Below are 16,910 nucleotides of genomic sequence, written 5' to 3' on the forward strand. Positions count from 1 at the left end.
TCGCCGCTTTTTTGCAGGCGGACGATTTCTTCAAAATCGACGCTGTGCATCACGATGTCCGCGCTGCGGTTGCCGCCGAGCCTGCGGTTGGTTTCGCGGTTGATAGCCTGATAGTACAGCACGGTGCTTTCGGGGCTCATGCCGCCGATGATGCCGATGGTTTTCATGTTTGTTCCTGATGTTTCGGGGGCTGCCAAAAATCTGTCGGCAAAACGTTTTTCAGACGGCCTCTTCTCAGGAGGAGGCCGTCTGAAAACACGGATTTACTTCGCCGCGTCAAACGCGTCTTTAAGCTGCTTGGTCGAGTTCAGCAGCTCTTGCGCGCCGCCGGTGGCGAGGTAGGTTTCCGGCAGCAGGTACACCACCTGGCCTTTCTTCCACGCCGTTGTTTCGGCAATCAGCGGGTTGTTCAAAACATCTTTCGCCGCCTGTCCCTCCTCGCCGATGGCAGCGGTGCGGTCGAGGACAAACAGCCAGTCGGGGTTTTTCTCTTTCACATATTCGAAGGAAACGGGCTGGCCGTGCGAGCCTTCCTTAATCGCCTCGTCCACCGCCGGCACGCCAATGTCGCCGTGTATCCAGCCGCCCAGACGCGATTTGGGGCCGAAAGCCGACAGCTTGCCGCCGTTGACCATCAGCACCAGCCCCCGGCCTTTGCCCGCCGCCGCCGCTTTGGCCGCTTCAAAGGAAGCGTTAATCTGCTGTTTCAGCGCGTCGGCCTCGGCTTTTTTGTTGAAAATCGCACCGAAGGCGTCGATGCGCTCGTCGGCGCTTTGGCGCATATTGTTGGAGTCGATGCCCATTTCGATGGTGGGCGCGAGTTTGGCCAACTCGTCGTAAGCGTCGGCCGTGCGCCCGCCGATCACAATCAGCTGCGGCTGGTAGGCGTGCAGCGCTTCATAGTCGGGATCGAACAGCGTGCCCGCCTTCACCGCGTCTTTCACCGCGTCTTGCAGATAGGTCAGACTCAGGGTGTTGGGCGCGGCGCCGACCTTCACACCCAACGCGCTCAGTGTGTCGAGCGCGCCCAAATCGTACACGGCGACGCGCTCGGGATTTTGCGGCACGGCAGCCTCGCCACGCATGGTTTTCACGGAAACCGAACCGGCGGCCGCGGCCTGCTGTGCGGAAGCGGGCGCCTGCACGGCACCCTCCTGCTGACTGCCGCAGGCGGCCAGCGCGGCGGCGCAGCACAGGGCAAGTAAAGTGTGGCGGAATATCATGAAATCGCTCCTTTTGGATAAACAGACACAATGCCGCAAATGCGGCAGGCCGTCTGAAAACCGCGTTTCAGACGGCCGGTAAGTCAAGTAAGAGCGATTTTCACATAAAACCGCCCGCGCTGACAATTCGCATCCTTTCGCAAACGCCATCCCGCGCCCATGTCTCCAAAAGGTATGGACGGATGGCGGACAACCCGTTTTCACACCGGCAGATTTATTTTAATTTCTGTATTGACAGAAATTTTAAAACGCCAATACAATGCCGCAAAACCGACACCGAGGCATCCGCCGAAATCAAAACCGCAAAAAGGAAATCCGCCATGAACGAATCCGTCCGCCCCGCCCCGTCTGCCGCCAAACCCTATCCGCGCGCCGGTGTGTTTTGGATTTCGCTGTTGTGCGGCGCACCCTTGGGCGCGCTTTGGTTGGGAGGTGCAACCTTCTTCGCCGCGCTTGTTCTCGGCGAAATGTCGTTTTCAGAAACCTTTGCCGGCGTGCTGGTTCTGCCGCTTTTCCTGATTTTCGGCACGGTGCTCGGCTTCGTGCCCGCCGCCGTGCTGGCCTGCATTCTGACGCTTTGGCGGCCGTACCGCAGCGCGGCCAACACGTTTCTGACGGCGGCGGCGGGAGCGGCGGTGTCCGCGCTGTTCGGCTTTGTTCTGCCGTATCTCGGTTTTGGCGGAGATCCCTCAGCCGACAGCTTCGTAAGCTATACCTTCGCCCTCGCGGGCGGCCTGAGCGCGGCAACGCTGGCGCGACTGGTGCTACCGAAGCCGAATGACGAGTAGGCCGTCTGAAACGCCCGCTGCTTTCCCGCAAATTTTTTTGACCCATTATTTCTGTTTTGACGGAAATTTAGAAAGACAAATAATGAATACCACCCCGCGCATCCCCACTTATCTGCCCGCCTCGCTCGGCCTGTTGTGGCTGTGGAGCGGCCTGCAACCGGTGCTGACCGCGCCGCAGCAATCGCTGGAACTGCTCGCGGCCGTGGGTTTTCAGACGGCCTTCCGCTATCCCGTTTTGCTGGCGGCCTCGCTGTTGGACATCGTCTTCGGCCTGCTCTGCTTCACCCGCGCCCGCCGCCTGCCGCTTTTTTGGGCGGCGCAGGCGGCGACGGTGGCGGCATACAGCCTGATTATCGCCCTTACCCTGCCCGCCATGTGGCTGCACCCCTTCGCGCCGCTGGTGAAAAACCTGCCGACAGCCGCGCTGATGCTGTTTTTGGTGCAGGCCGCACGGCAAAAGGCCGTCTGAAACCTGCTTTTCGTAACTCTTAAATAAAAGGAGCAAATCATGAACACTTACCTGATAGTCAAAACCCTGCATATCCTGTCGGCCACGCTGATGGTGGGCACGGGCTTCGGCACGGCGTTTTACCTGTTTTGGGCAAACCGCAGCGGCTCGGTGGCGGCACAGTCGGTGGTGGCCAAATGGGTGGTGAAGGCCGACTGGTGGTTTACTACGCCCGCCGTGATTTTCCAGCCGCTCTCGGGCTGGTGGCTGATGTCGCAGGCGCATTTGTCCTTCGATACGCGCTGGATTGCGTGGACGCTCGGCCTCTACCTGCTGTGCGGCGCGTGCTGGCTGCCGGTGGTGTGGCTGCAAATCCGCCTGGCCAAAATCGCGCAGGCGGCCAACGAGGCGGGCGAAACCTCGCTGCCCGGGCAGTATTGGCGTTACGCGCGGCTGTGGGAGCTTTTGGGCTATCCCGCCTTCTGCGCCACGCTGGCGATTTACTTTTTGATGGTGCTGAAACCGGCTTAGGGCGTCTGAATACATTGTTTACGAAAGGAAAAAACCATGAAACACACGATTTTCTACGATGCCGGATGCCCGCTGTGCGTGCGCGAGATGGAGCTGGTTTTGTCCGACCGCCGCGCCGCCGAGTTCGACACCGTACCCGTGCAGGGCAGCGAAGCAATCCTGCGCCGCCACGGCATCAGCCCCGCCCAAGCCATGACCTACCTGCATATCCTGCGTGGCGACGGCACAATGGTGCGCGGCATGGCCGCCGTGCGCCTGATGCACGAGCACGCCGAACGATTTACGCCAGTGAAACTCGCCAATCTGCCGCTGATCGCGCCGCTCTGCGACCGCCTCTATCCCTGGTTTGCCCGCAACCGCTACCGTTTTCCACGCTGGCTGCTGCCGCGCCCTCCGTGTGAGAATGGCACCTGTTATCTGCCACCCGAAAAAAGGACGAAAAAATGAAAACACCCCTCCCCCTGGCCGCCCTGCTTGCCCTGCTGCCCGCCGCCCCTGCCGCCGCAAACGAACTGGCGCGCTGCGAGCAAATTTTCCGCGACAACATGGACATCATGGTCTTCACCATGCCCTGCCCCGCCGACGAGGCCGCGCGCGCCGTGCCGCAGGACAAACTCGCCGCCCACCTGCGCGAAGTTTCCCACTGCGAAGCCCTTGTTGCCGGCAAATACGCCGCGCAGAAAGAAGCCGTGCAGGAGCGGCTCAACGCCTATGTCGCCCCGCACGCCGAGGCAGCCCGCCGCGCCGGAAACAGTCCGCAGCAGACGGCGGCCTACTGCGCCAAGCAAAACGCCGCCGCCCGCCAAAAGCTGCGGCAATACTAGGGTCTGTTGACAATCAGCCTTGCGGCGGTGTTTTTGGCAAAAAACCGCTCGCAGGCCGAATATCAACAGACCCCAATCCCCATCCGCCAACGAAAGGAAACCATCATGCAAAACCTCGCCATCATCCTGATGACCGCCGCCGTCTCCCTCGCCGTCAGCCTCTCCTGCTGGTTCATCGTCGGCAGCGGCCTGCGCCGCGTCATTGCCTTTTTGTGCGACGACGAACGCGAAGGCGTGAAAGAAACCAGCGGCCTGTTCTGGCAACGCCTCTACGGCGGCCTCACCGTCTTCCTCCCCCTGCTCTACACCCTGCTGTTCGCCCCCAATTTTGAGCGCAGCCTCGCCGACAACCTGCTCTACGCCCTGCGCTGGGCAGTGTTCGGCGGCGTGTCGCTGCTACTCGTCCTCGCCTACATGGTGCAGCGGCAAATCCGGCTCAACCGCGCCGCCAAACAGCCGCCCGCACCCGCCGACACCCCCGCCCAAACCGCCTACCGCCTGCAACAGCTCGCCGAACGGCAGCAAAACGCACCCGGACAGCCGTAAACGTTTTTCAGAAACGTCATCCCTGCGCAGGCGGGGACGGCCTCCGCCGCTGACGTAGAGTGTGTCGCCCCAAGGCGACGCACGCGTTCCCTGCCACCCGACAGAGGCCGTCTGAAACCGCAACCCACCCCGTCCAACCCCAAAGAAAGAACCCCGCCATGAACATCCTGCTCCTCGGCGGCAGCGGCTTTATCGGCTGCCGTACCGCACGCCGCCTGCGCGAAGCCGGACACAGCGTCCGCACCCCCGCGCACGCCGAACTCGACTTCCTGCGCCCGAGCCGCGACGCCGCCATGCCCCTGCTCGAAGGCTGCGACGCCGTGATGAACTGCGTCGGTGTCATGAGCCGCCACGCCGACATTCTCGAAACCGTCCACCACCACACCCCCGCCCTGCTGGCCCGCTGCGCCAAAGAAGCGGGCGTGCGCCGCTGGGTGCAGCTCTCCGCACTGGGCGCAGACCCCGCCGCCGCCGCCTTCGTTGCCAGCAAAGGGCGCGGCGATGCCGCCGTGGCCGCCGAACTACCCGCTGCCGTCGCCCGCCCCTCCGTCGTGTTCGGGCGCGGCGGCGCAAGCTGCGAACTCTTTATCCGCCTCGCCCGCCTGCCCGTTTTGCCCCTGCCCGCAGGCGGCGCGTTCGACTTGCAGCCGGTGCACGCCGCCGACGTGGCCGACGGCCTCTGCCGCCTGCTGGAAAACCCGCCCGAAAACGGCGCGCCGGTCAACATGACAGGCCGTCTGAAAACCACCCTCGCCGGCTACCTCGCCATCCTGCGGCAAACCCTGCACGGCAAAGCCCCCGCCAAAATCCTGCCCCTCCCCCTCGCCCTGCTGCGCCCCGCCCTGCCTCTGGCCAACATCCTGAGCAACGGCTTTCTCAGCCTCGGCAGCATCACCCTGCTGCAACAAGGCTCCTGCGCCGACCCTGCCCCCTTCGCCGCCCTGCTCGGCCGCGAACCGCTGGGCGCGGACGAATTCGCCCGCATGGCGGAATCCGATTAAAATCCGAGGCCGTCTGAAAGCCGAACTTTCAGACGGCCTCAGACCAACCGCCAAACACAGGAGAAACGCCATGATCCACGGCATCGGCACCGACATCGTGCTGGAAAAACGCATCGCCGCCCTCTACAAAAAACACGGCCGCGCCTTCGCCGAACGCGTACTGCACCCGGCCGAACTGCCCGAATTCGAAGCTGCCGCCCGCCCCACCGCCCTGCTGGCCAAACGCTTCGCCGCCAAAGAAGCCGCCGCCAAAGCCATCGGCACCGGCATACGCGGCGCGGTTTCCTTCCGCAACATCGGCATCAGCCACAACGCCAAGGGCAAACCCGAAACCCTCTTCGCCCCGCCCCTGCAAGCCTTCCTCGACGAGTTGGGCATCACCCGCGTCCACATCAGCATCAGCGACGACAGCGGCACCGTAACCGCCTTCGCCGTGGCCGAAAAATAAGTTTTCAGACGGCCTCTACCCTTATGCAGGGTGTGTCGCCCCAAGGCGACGCACGCGGTCTTTGGGGTGCGGCGGAAACATAAACAGGCCGTCCCCGCCGGTACTCTTTCAGAGCATAACCGCGGGGATGACGTTTCTGAAAACACCGTTTCAGCACAGCAAAAAAGCGTAAAATCCCGTCCCCCAACTGCAAACCAAAGAGCGAAACCATGAACAAACATCTCCCCGCCCTCCTCCTCGCCGCCCTCGCCCTGCCCGCCCTCGCAGCACCGCCGCAGGTCAAAATCCAATCCTTCACCGCCAAATACTGCCCCAAACCCTCGCCCGACACCGGGTGCAGCGAATTCATCGTCTCCCGCCCCGTCTTCCCCGATGCCGCGCAAAACGCCTTTGTCGAAAAACTACTGCGCCCGATGTCCGCCGCCGACGGCCTCAAAACCCTCACCAAAGCCGCCGCCCTGCACGAACTGAAAAAACGCGTCGATGAATTTCGCGATGACGAAGGCTACCCGCGCCACCAATACATCGCCGAAGTCTCCCTCGAAGGCTACACCCCCCACTACTACGTCCTCTCCACCACCGACTACGAATTCTCCGGCGGCGCGCACGGCGCGGGCGACGGCAGCGACTACGTCATCCCCCGCAGCGGCAAACCCGTCCCCCTCAAACTCGCCGACATCCTGCTGCCCGGCAAAAAAGCCGCCTTCGCCGCCCTGCACCGCCAAGGCATGCTCGACTACTATCTGCAAGAAGGCGGCAAAACCCGCCAGGAAATCGAAGCGGATTTCGACGACAAAAACAGCTCCCACTACCTGACCGACGAACATCTGGAAAACTGGACATTCGACAAAAACGCCCTCTCCTATTCCTACGGCACATACAGCTTCGGCAGCTACATCGACACCCCATCCTTCATCCTCCCCGCCGCCAAACTCCAAGGCATCGTCAAACCCGAAATCCTACGCGAACTCAAAGCCTACCGCGAAGTGAAACGGTGATTTCCCGAAAGGCCGTCTGAAAATAAAGCCTCAACAAAGCCAAAATCTTTCAGACGGCCTCATCACCTCCTCCATAACGCCCGAAAGCCGCCCATGCCCGACACCCGCCCCGCCACCGCCGCCATCGCCTTCGGCAGCAACCTCGGCGCGTCCGCCGACACCATCGCCCAGGCCGCAGGCCGTCTGAAAAACCATCCGCACATCCTCTCCCTGCGCCTCTCGCCCCTCTACCGCACCGCCCCCGTCGGCTATACCGATCAGCCCGATTTCACCAACGCCGCCGCCATCATCGAAACCACCCTCGCCGCCCGCGAACTGCTCGATCTGCTGCAACAAATCGAACATGACTTCGGCCGCGAGCGCCCCTTTGCCAACGCCCCGCGCACCCTCGATTTGGACATCGTCGACTACGCGCACACAACATCCTCCGACCCCGCCCTCACCCTGCCGCACCCGCGCGCCCACCTGCGCGCCTTCGTCATGCGCCCCCTCGCCGACCTCGACCCCGCCTACATAATCGGGCAACACGGCACGGCGGGCGCGCTGGCCGACGCCCTCGGCGCGGACGGCATCCGTCTCCTATAAACAAACACAGACCCGCAGGCCGTCTGAAAACCTTTCAGACGGCCTGCCTGCTGTTGGAAAGCCCGCGCCCGAAGCCGTATAATCCGCCCCTTTGCCGACAAACAGGAACCAGGCGATGGATTACCGATACATAGTGGTCGAAGGCTCGATAGGCAGCGGCAAGTCCGAACTCGCGCGGCGGCTGGCGGGCTATTTCGACGCGCTCTACCTCACCGAAAGCCCCGAAACCAACCCCTTCCTCTCACTCTTCTACGAAAACGCAGCCAACCACGGCCTCGCCACCGAACTGCAATTCCTGCTGCGCCGCGTGAAGGCCATCGACATCATCAACGCCGAAGAAGCCAAAGGAGGCCGCGTCGTTGCCGATTTTCTGCTGGAAAAAGACCAGATTTTCGTACCCGTCGTGCTCGACGACGACGAAAACGCCAATGAACAGACCCTGTTTTGGGAAGCCAAACACCGCATCATGCCCGAGATGCCCGTTCCCGACCTCGTCATTTATCTGCAAACCGCCGACGAAGCTGCCGACAAACGCCTGATTTCGCGCGGCGGCGGCACGTTCAACCTCTTCCCCGCAGGCTACCTCGGCCGCATCCGCGAAGAATACCGCCGCTTCTTCCACCTTTACGACAACGCCCCGCTGCTCATCGCCAACGACGAAATGGACTTCACCGGCAACGACGACCATTTCGAGCTGCTCCTGCGCACCATCAGCCACATGCAAGGCAACCGCCACTACCTCAACCTCAAAGACATCTGACCCTTTTCAGACGGCCTCCAAACAAAAGGCCGTCTGAAACACATACACACCACACAAAGGAACACCGTGATTACCGTCAACACCCTGAAAAAAATGAAAGCCGACGGCGAAAAAATCGCCATGCTCACCGCCTACGAAGCCAGCTTCGCCGCCCTGATGGACGACGCGGGCGTCGACACCCTCCTCGTCGGCGACTCGCTGGGCATGACCGTGCAGGGACAAAGCTCCACCCTGCCCGTCACCCTCGCCGACATGTGCTACCACACCGCCGCCGTCGCCCGCGGCGCGAAAAACGCCCTCATTCTCGCCGACCTTCCCTTCGGCGCCTACCAGCAAAGCAAAGAACAAGCCTTCGCCACCGCCGCCGAACTGATGGCCGCGGGCGCGCATATGGTCAAACTCGAAGGCGGCGTGTGGATGGCCGAAACCACCGAATTTCTGCAACTGCGCGGCATCCCCGTCTGCGCCCACATCGGCCTCACCCCCCAGTCCGTCCACGCCTTCGGCGGCTACAAAGTGCAGGGCAAGGCCGACGGCGGCGCAGCGCTGACGGCCGACGCAAAAGCCCACGACGCGGCGGGCGCGGCCATGATACTGATGGAATGCGTGCCCGCCGCGCTGGGCAAAGCCGTTACCGAAGCCGTGTCCTGCCCCACCATCGGCATCGGCGCGGGCGTCGACTGCGACGGACAAGTGCTCGTCATGCACGATATGCTCGGCGTCTTCCCCGGCCACACCGCCCGCTTCGTCAAAAACTTTATGGCGGGGCAGGGCAGCATCCAAGCCGCTGTCAAAGCCTACGTCGCCGCCGTGAAAAACAAAACCTTCCCCGCCGCCGAACACAGCTTTTTGTAACCGCCTTTTCAGACGGCCTCACGCAATCGGTGAGGCCGTCTGAAAGCTGTAAGGCCGTCTGAAAACCGCAAACGCCATGCCCGAACTGCCCGAAGTCGAAACCACCCTGCGCGGCGTCGCCCCGCACATCACCGGCAAAACCGTCGCCGCCCTCACCGTGCGCCAAAGCAAACTGCGCCTGCCCGTGCCGCCCGGTTTGGCCGACACCTTGGCAGGGCAAACCGTGCTCGAATGCGGCCGCCGCGCCAAATACCTCCTTGTCCGCTTCGCCCACGGCATCCTGCTGATCCATCTCGGCATGTCGGGCAGCCTGCGCGTTTTCACCCCCGGCCAAGCACCCGAAGCGGGAAAACACGACCACCTTGACATCGCCTTTTCAGACGGCACCCTGCTGCGTTTCCACGACCCGCGCCGCTTCGGCATCGTCACATGGTATGCGGGCGCGGCCGAAACCCATCCCCTGCTGCAACACCTCGCCCCCGAACCGCTGGGCGCAGCATTCACCGCCGACTATCTCCACACCGCCCTGCAAAGCCGCCGCAGCCCCGTCAAAACCGTGCTGATGGACAACCGCGCCGTCGTCGGCGTCGGCAACATCTACGCCAACGAAAGCCTGTCCGCCGCCCGCATCTCGCCGCTGCGCCCCGCCGACAACCTCACGCGCGACGAAGCCGCCACCCTCGCACACAGCATCCGCGACACACTCGAGCGCGCCATCGCCAAAGGCGGCAGCACCCTGCGCGATTTCGTCGACAGCAGCGGCAACAGCGGCTATTTCCAACAGGAATACCGCGTCTACGGCCGCGACGGCCAAGCCTGCGCCGAATGCGGCGCAACCGTTGTCAAAACCACCCTCAGCGGCCGCGGCACATTCTATTGCCCCGTCTGCCAGCAATAGCAACAGGCCGTCTGAAAGTGCAGCGCAGCAAAAAGGCCGTCTGAAAACACTGCTTCGTGTTTTCAGACGGCCTTTTGTCCGCCCTGCATTTTGTACGTTTTATACGGTCTATCCCGCTTGTCCCGCATCGTCCAAGCCGAGCACGAAAACGGCCGACTGCCGCCCGCTGCTGCGGTATTCGGCCTGCCGTGCGGCGGGCAGGTCGGCGACAGAGGCCGTCTGAAAGCCGCGTTCGGCGAACCAGTCGCCCGTTTGCGTGGAGAGGGCAAACAGCTTTTTCAGGCGCAGGCTGCGGGCGCGGCCGATCAGGTGTTGCAGCAACAGCTCGCCGTAGCCGCCGTCCTGCGCTTCGGGCGAGACGGCAAGGCAGGCCAGCTCGCCGCTCTCTGGCGCGCCGGCAAAGGTTTTCAGGGAGACGCAGCCGTAGATTTGGCGGTCGTGTTCGAGCACGGAAAAACCGCCGATATGGGTTTCCAGATATTCTCGGCTGCGGTGCACGAGTATACCCTGCGCTTCGAGCGGGCGGATAAGGGCGATGAGGTCGGGGATGTCGCTGCCTTCGGCGGGGCGGATGCGCATAAAGGGGGCTTGGGCAACGGCGGTGCCCGTGCCGCTGCGGGTGAAAAGTTCGCCGATCAGGTCGCCGTCGGCAAGGCCGGAGAGGATTTGGCAGCGCTGCACGCCTTTGTCCACGGCGTTGAGGGCGGTGCGCAACAGGCCGCGCTGCTGCGGCAGGATGCCGCCGTTTTTCAGACGGCCTTCGGCTTCTTCGGATGAAAGATTGCTCAGGCGGCGGCCTTTTTCGTCGAGTATGCCTTCCTCTTCGATCAGGAAAACGAGTTTTTCCGCCTGCAAGGCGGCGGCGGCGGCCTCGGCGATGTCGGTCATAGCAAGGTTGAAGGTTTTGCCGCCCAGCGAGGCAGCCAGCGGGCTGATGAGGACGACGGCGCCGCTGTCGAGGCAGGACTGCACGGCTTCGGCGTCGGTTTTGCGCACGCGGCCGGTGTAACCCATGTCGATGCCGTCGATGATGCCGAGGGGGCGGGCACAAACGAAGTTGCCCGACACGACGCGCAGGCGGCGGCCGCGCTGCGGCGAGTGCGACAGGCCGACAGACAGCGCGGCTTCGATTTCGTAATTCAGACGGCCGCAAACCTGTTTGGCGATTTCGATTACGGTGTCGTCGGTGATGCGGCGACCCAGATGGTAGCGCGGCTCGATACCCTGCGCGGCGCAGGCGGCGCTGATTTGGCTGCGGCTGCCGTACACCAGCACCAAGCGGATGCCCAGCCCCGCCATCAGGGCGAGATCGGCGGCAATCGGGCGGAAACGTTCGGGCGTAAGCAGGCTGCCGGCAATGCCGACCACCAGCGTTTTGCCGCGCAGATAGTCGATATAGGGCGCGGCTTCGCGGAAGTGGCGGATAAAGGCGGGCGGCATGGGTTCAGACGGCCTGACGGCTCAGCAGGATGAAGAACAGTTGCAGGATGAGGACGGTGAGGGCGACGAGGGCGGCAAGTGTCCAGTTGGGCCCGCCGCTTTTGGCGGGCGCGGTAGTTTCGCTGCGCGGTGGCTCGGGCATGGGTACGGGCTTCGCGGCGCGGTGTTCCTGATCGTTGGGCACGGCGGCAGGCTGCCCCGCTTCGGCGGGGTGTTCGAGCAGATAGTCGATCTGGCGCTTGTCGAAGGAATTGCGCCCGCGCACATAAGTGCCCAGCCGCCGCACCAGATCGATGTCACTGACGCCCTCGGGCAGCCAGTCGATGGAGGCAACCTTTTGTCTGACAACAAAATCTTTGGCTTTGAACAAGCCCTCGCAGTCGACGCATTTGACAAAGCCCTGGGCAACGTTGAGCTGGCTTTCTTTGACTTTCAGATAGGTTTGGCAGTGGGGGCAGGAGCAGATGGGCATAACAGTTTTCCCTTGTGTTGCGCGGCGCGGCGTGCGCTCAGCCGCGCGGGGCGCCGTAGCGTTCGCGGTAGGCTTTCACGGGTTCTAAAAAGCTGCCGAACTCGGCGCTGTTTTGCAGCAGGGCGAACAAATCGTCCAAATCGGCAATCGGGACAACGGGCAGGCCGTATTGTTTTTCCACTTCCTGCACCGCCGAGAGTTCGCCCGTGCCTTTTTCCATGCGGTCGAGCGCGATGGCGACGCCTGCGGGCGTTGCGCCTTCGGCTTCAATCAGTTTCACCGATTCGCGCACCGAAGTGCCCGCCGAAATCACGTCGTCGATAATCAGCACGCGGCCTTTGAGCGGCGCACCGACCAGAACGCCGCCTTCGCCGTGGTCTTTGGCTTCCTTGCGGTTGTAGGCAAAGGGCACGTTGACGCCCTGTTCCGCCAGCATCATGGCGGTGGCGGCGGCGAGGATGATGCCCTTGTAGGCCGGCCCGAACAGCATGTCGAACTTCACGCCGCTCTCGATAATCGAGCGGGCGTAAAAGCGCGCCAATTCGAGCGTGGACGCACCGTCGTCAAACAAACCGGCGTTGAAAAAATAGGGCGACTGCCGCCCGGCTTTGGTGGTGAATTCGCCGAATTTCAGCACCTTGCGGCTGAGGGCGAATTTTAAAAAATCTTGACGGAAATCGGACATAGCCGCGCTTTCTGTTGGCAAATTCAAAGCGCGGATTATAAATGAATGACGCGCAAATGGGCAGGCCGTGCCGCTTTGCAGGCCGTCTGAAGCCCGTTTTTTCCTTTTCAGACGGCCTTTTATCTGCCCACACGCCCAAACCGCGTGCGTTGCTGCGTAACACACCCTTGTATGTTCAAATCAGCGTACCATAGCAACCAAACAGGCCAGTCGCCTCGGAACGCACCCTACTTCAGCCCCGAAGGCCGTCTGAAAAATCGGTTACAATGCCGCCCGTTTTCTTAACCCGTTTTCACACCATGCTCAAAATCGTCTCCGCCAATGTAAACGGCATCCGCTCGGCCTATAAAAAAGGTTTTCCCGACTACATCGCCGCCTCGGGCGCGGACATTGTCTGCGTGCAGGAACTCAAAGCGCAGGAGGTGGATTTGTCGCCCGAAATGAAAAATCCGCACGGGATGCACGGTCATTGGCATTGCGCGGAAAAACGCGGCTACAGCGGCGTGGCGGTGTACAGCAAACGCGCGCCCGACCGCGTTACCACCGGCATCGGCGTGGAAGAGTTCGACCGCGAGGGGCGGTTTGTGCGCTGCGATTTCGGCAGGCTGTCGGTGGTTTCGCTGTATCTGCCCAGCGGCAGCAGCGCACAGGAGCGGCAACAGGCGAAATTCCGTTTCCTTGATGTGTTTTACCCCATGCTCGCCGACATGAAAGCCGAAGGGCGCGATATTGTGGTGTGCGGCGACTGGAACATCGCGCATCAGAACATCGATTTGAAAAACTGGAAGGGCAACCAGAAAAATTCGGGCTTTCTGCCCGAAGAGCGCGAGTGGATAGGCAAGGTTATCAACGGGTTGGGCTGGACGGACATCTGGCGCACGCTCTACCCCGACGCGCCGGGCTACACCTGGTGGAGCAACAGGGGGCAGGCCTACGCGAAAGACGTGGGCTGGCGCATCGATTATCAGATGGTGACGCCCGAGTTGGCCGCCAAAGCGGTAGCGGCGCACGTTTACAAAGACGAAAAATTTTCCGACCACGCGCCGCTGGTTGCGGAGTACGACTATGCCTTCTGACAAGCGCAAAAAAGCGGCGAACAGGCCGTCTGAAAAGCAAAGCGCGCAGAGGCCGTCTGAAAGGCCGTCTGAAAAACGCCGCCTGATCGGATTCACGCCCGCCTTCAAACGCGGCATTATCTGGATGGCCGCCGCCTTTTTGCTGCCGCTGGCTTTGTGGACGCTGTTTACCGCCGCCACCTTCGCCGGCCTGATTCCCGTGTTCCGCCCGAATTGGGGCTGGGCGCTTGCCTGGCTGCTGCTCGCCCTGCCCTGCCTCTTCAACGCCGCCCGCTGCTTCAACTGGCGCGGCTTTGAAAAATGGAGCTGGATGGTGTCGGCGCTGGCCGGATTCGCCATCCTCACCCTGCCCGCCGCCATGCTGGTTTATTTCACGCTGGCGCAGTGGATGGGGGTGAAGCTGTAAAACCCGTCCCGACAAACCGTCTGAAAGGAGAAAAACCATGCCGTTCGTCCGCAAATACCTGATGCCGGTTCTGCCCGCCTTTCTGTGCGCCGCCGCCCTCGCCGCCTACGGCCGGATTGCCTCGGGCAACGATATCTTTCCCATCATGCTGGTGCTGATGCCCTGCGCCACCGGCATCAACCTCGCCTGCGCCGTCTTCCGCCGCCCGCGCCGCGCCCTGCATCTGGCCAAAGCCGCACTCTGGACACTGGCTGCCGTCGTCTTCTTCTGCATGGTGCTCGAACAGCGCGCCGACAGCCTTGCCACCGCCCTGCAAACCGCCGCCAAAATCGAAAAATTCCATGCCGACACCGGCTGCTGGCCAAACAACCCCGCCGCAGCAAACGTCGGACAAACCAACCGCCCGCCACTGTTCTATTACCCGCCGTCCCCTCCCTGCTCCGACAAAACGCCCTTGCTGCGCTATGCCGACAACGTCGCAGGAAAACTGTACGACTACGATTTCGTGCAGCACCGCTTCCCGCGCTAAGCCCGTAAAAACAAGGAAAAACCGTGAATACCGCCGCCCCCGACCCACGCGCCGCCCGCCGCGAATACTTTTGGGAACTCGCCTCCTCCGTGTTATGGGGCTTCGGCAGCGCCGCCGCAGCGGTATGGACGCAGACCGGCATGTTCGCCGCAATGGCCGTCGTCCTGATTATGCTGCCCGCCATCGCCTCCTGCCTGTGGCGGGCGGCTTTCAGACGGCCCCGCCGCGCGCAGTACCTCAGCCAGGCCGCCGTCTGGTTCTGCGCCGCCGCCCTCTGCCTCGGCTGGATAAAATATGCCGAAGCCGCCGCCGCAAGCCGCGCCCTCGAAGCCGCCGCCAAAATCGAAACATTCCGTGCCGGACAAGGCCGCTGGCCGGAGAGCCTCGCCGCCGCCGGCATAGCGCAGGAAGGCCGCCCCCGCCTCTATTATTTCCCGCCCGATCCGCCCGGGCGCCCGCAGCCCCGTTTGTTTTATCCGTCGGTCTACAACCCCGTCGACCGCTATTTCTACGATTTCGACCGCCGCCGCTTCGAATTCCAACCCGACTGAACTTTTCAGACGGCCGTCTGAAACTTCCGTCGGCCCGTTGTTTATATATAAGGAGTCTGCCATGAAAAAACCCCTCTTCGCCGCCCTCATCTGCACCCTTGCTGCCTCAGCTGCCGCCAAAGACTACGCCCTCTACGACAGCCCCACCGAGTCCGGCGGCATCAGCATCACGGGCAAGCGTTTTTCCCTCAACACCGCCAGCCAGCGCGGCAACATCTGCGACCTCGACGGCACCATCAAAAACAAGCAATACCGCGACGACAAAGGCTGCGTCGTCCGTTTCCATTTCTCCGGCAAAAACCTGGTCGAACTCGAAGTGCCCGAATCCGCACGGGAAGCGTGCAGCGAATATTGCGGCATGAACGCCCGCTTCGACAGCGCCTACGCCGTCCTGCCCGCCGCCTGCACCGAACAGGGCGGCAAAGCCGCAGAAAAACGCTTTCAGACGGCCTACCGCGCCAAACAATACCGCCAAGCCGCCCAAATCAAGCAGCAATACATCGCCAGCTGCGACAAATTCATCAGCTTCACCGATCGCATGCACGCAGCCAACGACTTGGCCGTCAGCCACAAAAACGCTGGCGACAAAGCCGCCTGCCGCCGCGCCCTCGCTACCATAAAAACCTGGCTCGATCCCGAGTTCAACCCCGGCTACATCTACGAACAAGACTACCAACGCGAAGCCAAAGCCGCCGCCCACAACCTCAAACTGTGCCGCTGACCACCCGCCGCCAACGGCAAAGGCCGTCTGAAAAGGCAAAACCGGTTTTCAGACGGACTTTGCTGTTTACCCTTTCTTAACAAACCGCACCGCCAAACCGTGCTTAAATCACGCCGCTTTACATTCACCACAAAGGAAACAACATGAAAAAACTCATCCTCGCCGCCGCCGTCACCCTGATGGCCGCCACCGCCGCCGCTCACGACCGCCACGACTACCGTGAAGACCGTGAAGACCGCATCGAAGCGCAAATCTACGATGACCCCAACTTCGACGCCAACCTTGATAAAGCCGAAAAAATCCTCGAACGCCAAGGTTACCAAGTCCACGACATCGAACCCGACGTTTACCGCGGCAAACCCGCCCTCGACATCGAAGCCACCAAAGACGGCCGCGACTACGACATCAAAATGAGCTATCCCGCCCTGAAAATCCTGTCGAAAAAAATCGACCGCTGATTCCGAACCGAACACAGAAAAAGGCCGTCTGAAACCCATTCCGACGGCCTCCCTTTTCCCGCCATGCACAGCCACGACCTCGAAGACCTCACCCTGCTGCTGATACGCGACGAAGCCGAAAGCGAAATGTGGATAGACCGCTGGGCGCTCGGCTACCCCACCGTGCGCACCGCCGCCGCAGGCCGCAGCCAAAGCCCGCAACAATGGCAGCGCCTCGTTCAGACGGTCTGGGAAGGCATACGCGGCCGCAACGCCGCCGTTGTCGCCCACGGCGCGGGCGTTTCCGCCTTTCTCGCCTGGCTCTACCGCGCCGACCTGCAAAGCCGCGGCCGCCTGTGCAACATCATCCTCGCCGCACCGCTGCAAAGCGCCTTTCCCGACGACGCCGAACACAGCCTGCAACGCGTCCGCTGCCCCTGCCGCGCCGCCCTCGTTATCGGACAAAACGACCCCGAATGCCCGCCCGACTGGGCGGCGCAACAGGCAGCCCTCTGGCGCGCCACCCTCCTCACCGCGCCGCAGACAGGCCGTCTGAACACCCCCATGCAGGGCTGGCAGTGGGGCATGAAGCTGATGCAGGAAATGCTGCTTTCCTGAGCCTTATAGTCAAACAAGCCGAAAGAGGCCGTTCCCGCCTGCGCGGGAATGACGTTTCCGAAACCCTGTT

Annotated in this window: 25 protein-coding genes; 20 read left to right on the forward strand and 5 right to left on the reverse strand. The window is 62.3% G+C overall.

Going from position 1 to position 16,910, the window contains the following annotated elements; translation table 11 throughout:
* Both ACLD9W_RS07925 and ACLD9W_RS07930 read right to left on the reverse strand, forming a co-directional pair.
* Positions 1-167 (reverse strand): aspartate/glutamate racemase family protein (locus tag ACLD9W_RS07925; protein ID WP_410841551.1); only part of this gene is annotated, 167 nt, incomplete at its 3' end.
* A 96-nt stretch (positions 168-263) separates the two neighbouring features.
* Complete coding sequence (locus tag ACLD9W_RS07930) at positions 264-1,223, reverse strand: siderophore ABC transporter substrate-binding protein (protein WP_410841520.1); 960 nt, start codon at positions 1,221-1,223, stop codon at positions 264-266.
* Between the two features lie 320 nt (positions 1,224-1,543).
* Between ACLD9W_RS07930 and ACLD9W_RS07935 the strand changes: the two genes are divergently transcribed.
* The 13 genes from ACLD9W_RS07935 (at position 1,544) to mutM (ending at position 9,905) form a co-directional block, all read left to right on the forward strand.
* Entirely contained in the window at positions 1,544-2,011 is a 468-nt protein-coding gene (locus tag ACLD9W_RS07935) for a hypothetical protein (RefSeq protein ID WP_410841521.1), read from the forward strand.
* Positions 2,012-2,093: 82 nt separating this feature from the next.
* The gene (locus tag ACLD9W_RS07940) at positions 2,094-2,480 is read left to right on the forward strand and encodes a DoxX-like family protein (RefSeq protein WP_410841522.1); all 387 of its coding nucleotides are present in this window, start codon (positions 2,094-2,096) and stop codon (positions 2,478-2,480) included.
* Positions 2,481-2,519: 39 nt separating this feature from the next.
* Positions 2,520-2,990: a DUF2269 family protein gene (locus ACLD9W_RS07945; RefSeq protein WP_410841523.1), complete on the forward strand. Its 471-nt coding sequence runs from the start codon at positions 2,520-2,522 to the stop codon at positions 2,988-2,990.
* 36 nt (positions 2,991-3,026) lie between these two features.
* Positions 3,027-3,437 (forward strand): thiol-disulfide oxidoreductase DCC family protein, encoded by a 411-nt coding sequence (locus tag ACLD9W_RS07950; protein ID WP_410841524.1) that lies wholly within the window; start codon positions 3,027-3,029, stop codon positions 3,435-3,437.
* Entirely contained in the window at positions 3,434-3,814 is a 381-nt protein-coding gene (locus tag ACLD9W_RS07955; RefSeq protein WP_410841525.1) for a hypothetical protein, read from the forward strand. The genes ACLD9W_RS07950 and ACLD9W_RS07955 overlap by 4 nt, the downstream gene beginning before the upstream one ends.
* A gap of 105 nt (positions 3,815-3,919) precedes the next feature.
* Complete coding sequence (locus tag ACLD9W_RS07960; RefSeq protein WP_410841526.1) at positions 3,920-4,360, forward strand: hypothetical protein; 441 nt, start codon at positions 3,920-3,922, stop codon at positions 4,358-4,360.
* A 158-nt stretch (positions 4,361-4,518) separates the two neighbouring features.
* Positions 4,519-5,361, forward strand: a complete 843-nt coding sequence (locus ACLD9W_RS07965) for an NAD-dependent epimerase/dehydratase family protein (RefSeq protein ID WP_410841527.1) — start codon at positions 4,519-4,521, stop codon at positions 5,359-5,361.
* Between the two features lie 70 nt (positions 5,362-5,431).
* The gene (acpS, locus tag ACLD9W_RS07970; RefSeq protein ID WP_410841528.1) at positions 5,432-5,809 is read left to right on the forward strand and encodes a holo-ACP synthase; all 378 of its coding nucleotides are present in this window, start codon (positions 5,432-5,434) and stop codon (positions 5,807-5,809) included.
* 209 nt (positions 5,810-6,018) lie between these two features.
* Positions 6,019-6,807, forward strand: coding sequence for a hypothetical protein (locus ACLD9W_RS07975; RefSeq protein WP_410841529.1), 789 nt, complete (start codon positions 6,019-6,021; stop codon positions 6,805-6,807).
* 93 nt (positions 6,808-6,900) lie between these two features.
* A complete protein-coding gene (gene folK / locus ACLD9W_RS07980) occupies positions 6,901-7,392 on the forward strand; it encodes a 2-amino-4-hydroxy-6-hydroxymethyldihydropteridine diphosphokinase (protein WP_410841530.1) in 492 nt (163 codons plus the stop codon).
* A 115-nt stretch (positions 7,393-7,507) separates the two neighbouring features.
* Complete coding sequence (locus ACLD9W_RS07985; RefSeq protein WP_410841531.1) at positions 7,508-8,152, forward strand: deoxynucleoside kinase; 645 nt, start codon at positions 7,508-7,510, stop codon at positions 8,150-8,152.
* Between the two features lie 66 nt (positions 8,153-8,218).
* Positions 8,219-9,007, forward strand: coding sequence for a 3-methyl-2-oxobutanoate hydroxymethyltransferase (gene panB / locus ACLD9W_RS07990; protein WP_410841532.1), 789 nt, complete (start codon positions 8,219-8,221; stop codon positions 9,005-9,007).
* Positions 9,008-9,083: 76 nt separating this feature from the next.
* The gene (gene mutM / locus ACLD9W_RS07995; RefSeq protein ID WP_410841533.1) at positions 9,084-9,905 is read left to right on the forward strand and encodes a bifunctional DNA-formamidopyrimidine glycosylase/DNA-(apurinic or apyrimidinic site) lyase; all 822 of its coding nucleotides are present in this window, start codon (positions 9,084-9,086) and stop codon (positions 9,903-9,905) included.
* A gap of 108 nt (positions 9,906-10,013) precedes the next feature.
* Here the strand turns inward: mutM and argA are convergent, their stop codons facing one another.
* From argA to pyrE, 3 genes are read right to left on the reverse strand one after another with little or no spacing between them, the layout of a single operon-like run.
* A complete protein-coding gene (gene argA / locus ACLD9W_RS08000; protein WP_410841534.1) occupies positions 10,014-11,345 on the reverse strand; it encodes an amino-acid N-acetyltransferase in 1,332 nt (443 codons plus the stop codon).
* A 4-nt stretch (positions 11,346-11,349) separates the two neighbouring features.
* Complete coding sequence (locus ACLD9W_RS08005) at positions 11,350-11,817, reverse strand: MJ0042-type zinc finger domain-containing protein (protein WP_410841535.1); 468 nt, start codon at positions 11,815-11,817, stop codon at positions 11,350-11,352.
* A 37-nt stretch (positions 11,818-11,854) separates the two neighbouring features.
* The gene (gene pyrE, locus ACLD9W_RS08010) at positions 11,855-12,502 is read right to left on the reverse strand and encodes an orotate phosphoribosyltransferase (RefSeq protein ID WP_410841536.1); all 648 of its coding nucleotides are present in this window, start codon (positions 12,500-12,502) and stop codon (positions 11,855-11,857) included.
* Between the two features lie 299 nt (positions 12,503-12,801).
* Between pyrE and ACLD9W_RS08015 the strand changes: the two genes are divergently transcribed.
* The 7 genes from ACLD9W_RS08015 to ACLD9W_RS08045 all read left to right on the forward strand — a co-directional run bounded on the left by ACLD9W_RS08015 (position 12,802) and on the right by ACLD9W_RS08045 (position 16,840).
* The gene (locus tag ACLD9W_RS08015) at positions 12,802-13,578 is read left to right on the forward strand and encodes an exodeoxyribonuclease III (protein ID WP_410841552.1); all 777 of its coding nucleotides are present in this window, start codon (positions 12,802-12,804) and stop codon (positions 13,576-13,578) included.
* Complete coding sequence (locus tag ACLD9W_RS08020; RefSeq protein ID WP_410841537.1) at positions 13,568-13,984, forward strand: hypothetical protein; 417 nt, start codon at positions 13,568-13,570, stop codon at positions 13,982-13,984. Before ACLD9W_RS08015 ends, ACLD9W_RS08020 begins: the two co-directional genes overlap by 11 nt.
* A 37-nt stretch (positions 13,985-14,021) precedes the next feature.
* Entirely contained in the window at positions 14,022-14,513 is a 492-nt protein-coding gene (locus ACLD9W_RS08025; RefSeq protein WP_410841538.1) for a hypothetical protein, read from the forward strand.
* Positions 14,514-14,536: 23 nt separating this feature from the next.
* Complete coding sequence (locus ACLD9W_RS08030; RefSeq protein WP_410841539.1) at positions 14,537-15,064, forward strand: hypothetical protein; 528 nt, start codon at positions 14,537-14,539, stop codon at positions 15,062-15,064.
* A gap of 61 nt (positions 15,065-15,125) precedes the next feature.
* Complete coding sequence (locus ACLD9W_RS08035) at positions 15,126-15,785, forward strand: hypothetical protein (protein ID WP_410841540.1); 660 nt, start codon at positions 15,126-15,128, stop codon at positions 15,783-15,785.
* 143 nt (positions 15,786-15,928) lie between these two features.
* On the forward strand, positions 15,929-16,243 hold the full coding sequence (locus ACLD9W_RS08040) for a PepSY domain-containing protein (RefSeq protein WP_009751805.1): 315 nt from the start codon (positions 15,929-15,931) through the stop codon (positions 16,241-16,243).
* 63 nt (positions 16,244-16,306) lie between these two features.
* The gene (locus tag ACLD9W_RS08045) at positions 16,307-16,840 is read left to right on the forward strand and encodes an alpha/beta hydrolase (protein WP_410841541.1); all 534 of its coding nucleotides are present in this window, start codon (positions 16,307-16,309) and stop codon (positions 16,838-16,840) included.
* Positions 16,841-16,910: the final 70 nt, after the last annotated feature.

The sequence above is a fragment of the Neisseria sp. WLZKY-1 genome, from assembly GCF_046546535.1.
In the GTDB taxonomy this organism is placed as follows: domain Bacteria; phylum Pseudomonadota; class Gammaproteobacteria; order Burkholderiales; family Neisseriaceae; genus Neisseria.

Excerpts from the sequence above, each read along its gene's own strand:
- ACLD9W_RS08015 (WP_410841552.1), top strand. The coding sequence starts at position 12,802 with ATGCTCAAAATCGTCTCCGCCAATGTAAACGGCATCCGCTCGGCCTAT.
- ACLD9W_RS07960 (WP_410841526.1), top strand. The coding sequence starts at position 3,920 with ATGCAAAACCTCGCCATCATCCTGATGACCGCCGCCGTCTCCCTCGCC.
- ACLD9W_RS08005 (WP_410841535.1), bottom strand. The coding sequence starts at position 11,817 with ATGCCCATCTGCTCCTGCCCCCACTGCCAAACCTATCTGAAAGTCAAA.
- ACLD9W_RS07945 (WP_410841523.1), top strand. The coding sequence starts at position 2,520 with ATGAACACTTACCTGATAGTCAAAACCCTGCATATCCTGTCGGCCACG.
- acpS (WP_410841528.1), top strand. The coding sequence starts at position 5,432 with ATGATCCACGGCATCGGCACCGACATCGTGCTGGAAAAACGCATCGCC.
- ACLD9W_RS08025 (WP_410841538.1), top strand. The coding sequence starts at position 14,022 with ATGCCGTTCGTCCGCAAATACCTGATGCCGGTTCTGCCCGCCTTTCTG.
- ACLD9W_RS07965 (WP_410841527.1), top strand. The coding sequence starts at position 4,519 with ATGAACATCCTGCTCCTCGGCGGCAGCGGCTTTATCGGCTGCCGTACC.
- ACLD9W_RS07955 (WP_410841525.1), top strand. The coding sequence starts at position 3,434 with ATGAAAACACCCCTCCCCCTGGCCGCCCTGCTTGCCCTGCTGCCCGCC.
- ACLD9W_RS08020 (WP_410841537.1), top strand. The coding sequence starts at position 13,568 with ATGCCTTCTGACAAGCGCAAAAAAGCGGCGAACAGGCCGTCTGAAAAG.
- argA (WP_410841534.1), bottom strand. The coding sequence starts at position 11,345 with ATGCCGCCCGCCTTTATCCGCCACTTCCGCGAAGCCGCGCCCTATATC.
- folK (WP_410841530.1), top strand. The coding sequence starts at position 6,901 with ATGCCCGACACCCGCCCCGCCACCGCCGCCATCGCCTTCGGCAGCAAC.
- ACLD9W_RS08040 (WP_009751805.1), top strand. The coding sequence starts at position 15,929 with ATGAAAAAACTCATCCTCGCCGCCGCCGTCACCCTGATGGCCGCCACC.
- ACLD9W_RS07940 (WP_410841522.1), top strand. The coding sequence starts at position 2,094 with ATGAATACCACCCCGCGCATCCCCACTTATCTGCCCGCCTCGCTCGGC.
- ACLD9W_RS08035 (WP_410841540.1), top strand. The coding sequence starts at position 15,126 with ATGAAAAAACCCCTCTTCGCCGCCCTCATCTGCACCCTTGCTGCCTCA.
- ACLD9W_RS07935 (WP_410841521.1), top strand. The coding sequence starts at position 1,544 with ATGAACGAATCCGTCCGCCCCGCCCCGTCTGCCGCCAAACCCTATCCG.
- ACLD9W_RS07975 (WP_410841529.1), top strand. The coding sequence starts at position 6,019 with ATGAACAAACATCTCCCCGCCCTCCTCCTCGCCGCCCTCGCCCTGCCC.
- mutM (WP_410841533.1), top strand. The coding sequence starts at position 9,084 with ATGCCCGAACTGCCCGAAGTCGAAACCACCCTGCGCGGCGTCGCCCCG.
- ACLD9W_RS07950 (WP_410841524.1), top strand. The coding sequence starts at position 3,027 with ATGAAACACACGATTTTCTACGATGCCGGATGCCCGCTGTGCGTGCGC.
- ACLD9W_RS08045 (WP_410841541.1), top strand. The coding sequence starts at position 16,307 with ATGCACAGCCACGACCTCGAAGACCTCACCCTGCTGCTGATACGCGAC.
- ACLD9W_RS07985 (WP_410841531.1), top strand. The coding sequence starts at position 7,508 with ATGGATTACCGATACATAGTGGTCGAAGGCTCGATAGGCAGCGGCAAG.
- pyrE (WP_410841536.1), bottom strand. The coding sequence starts at position 12,502 with ATGTCCGATTTCCGTCAAGATTTTTTAAAATTCGCCCTCAGCCGCAAG.
- ACLD9W_RS07930 (WP_410841520.1), bottom strand. The coding sequence starts at position 1,223 with ATGATATTCCGCCACACTTTACTTGCCCTGTGCTGCGCCGCCGCGCTG.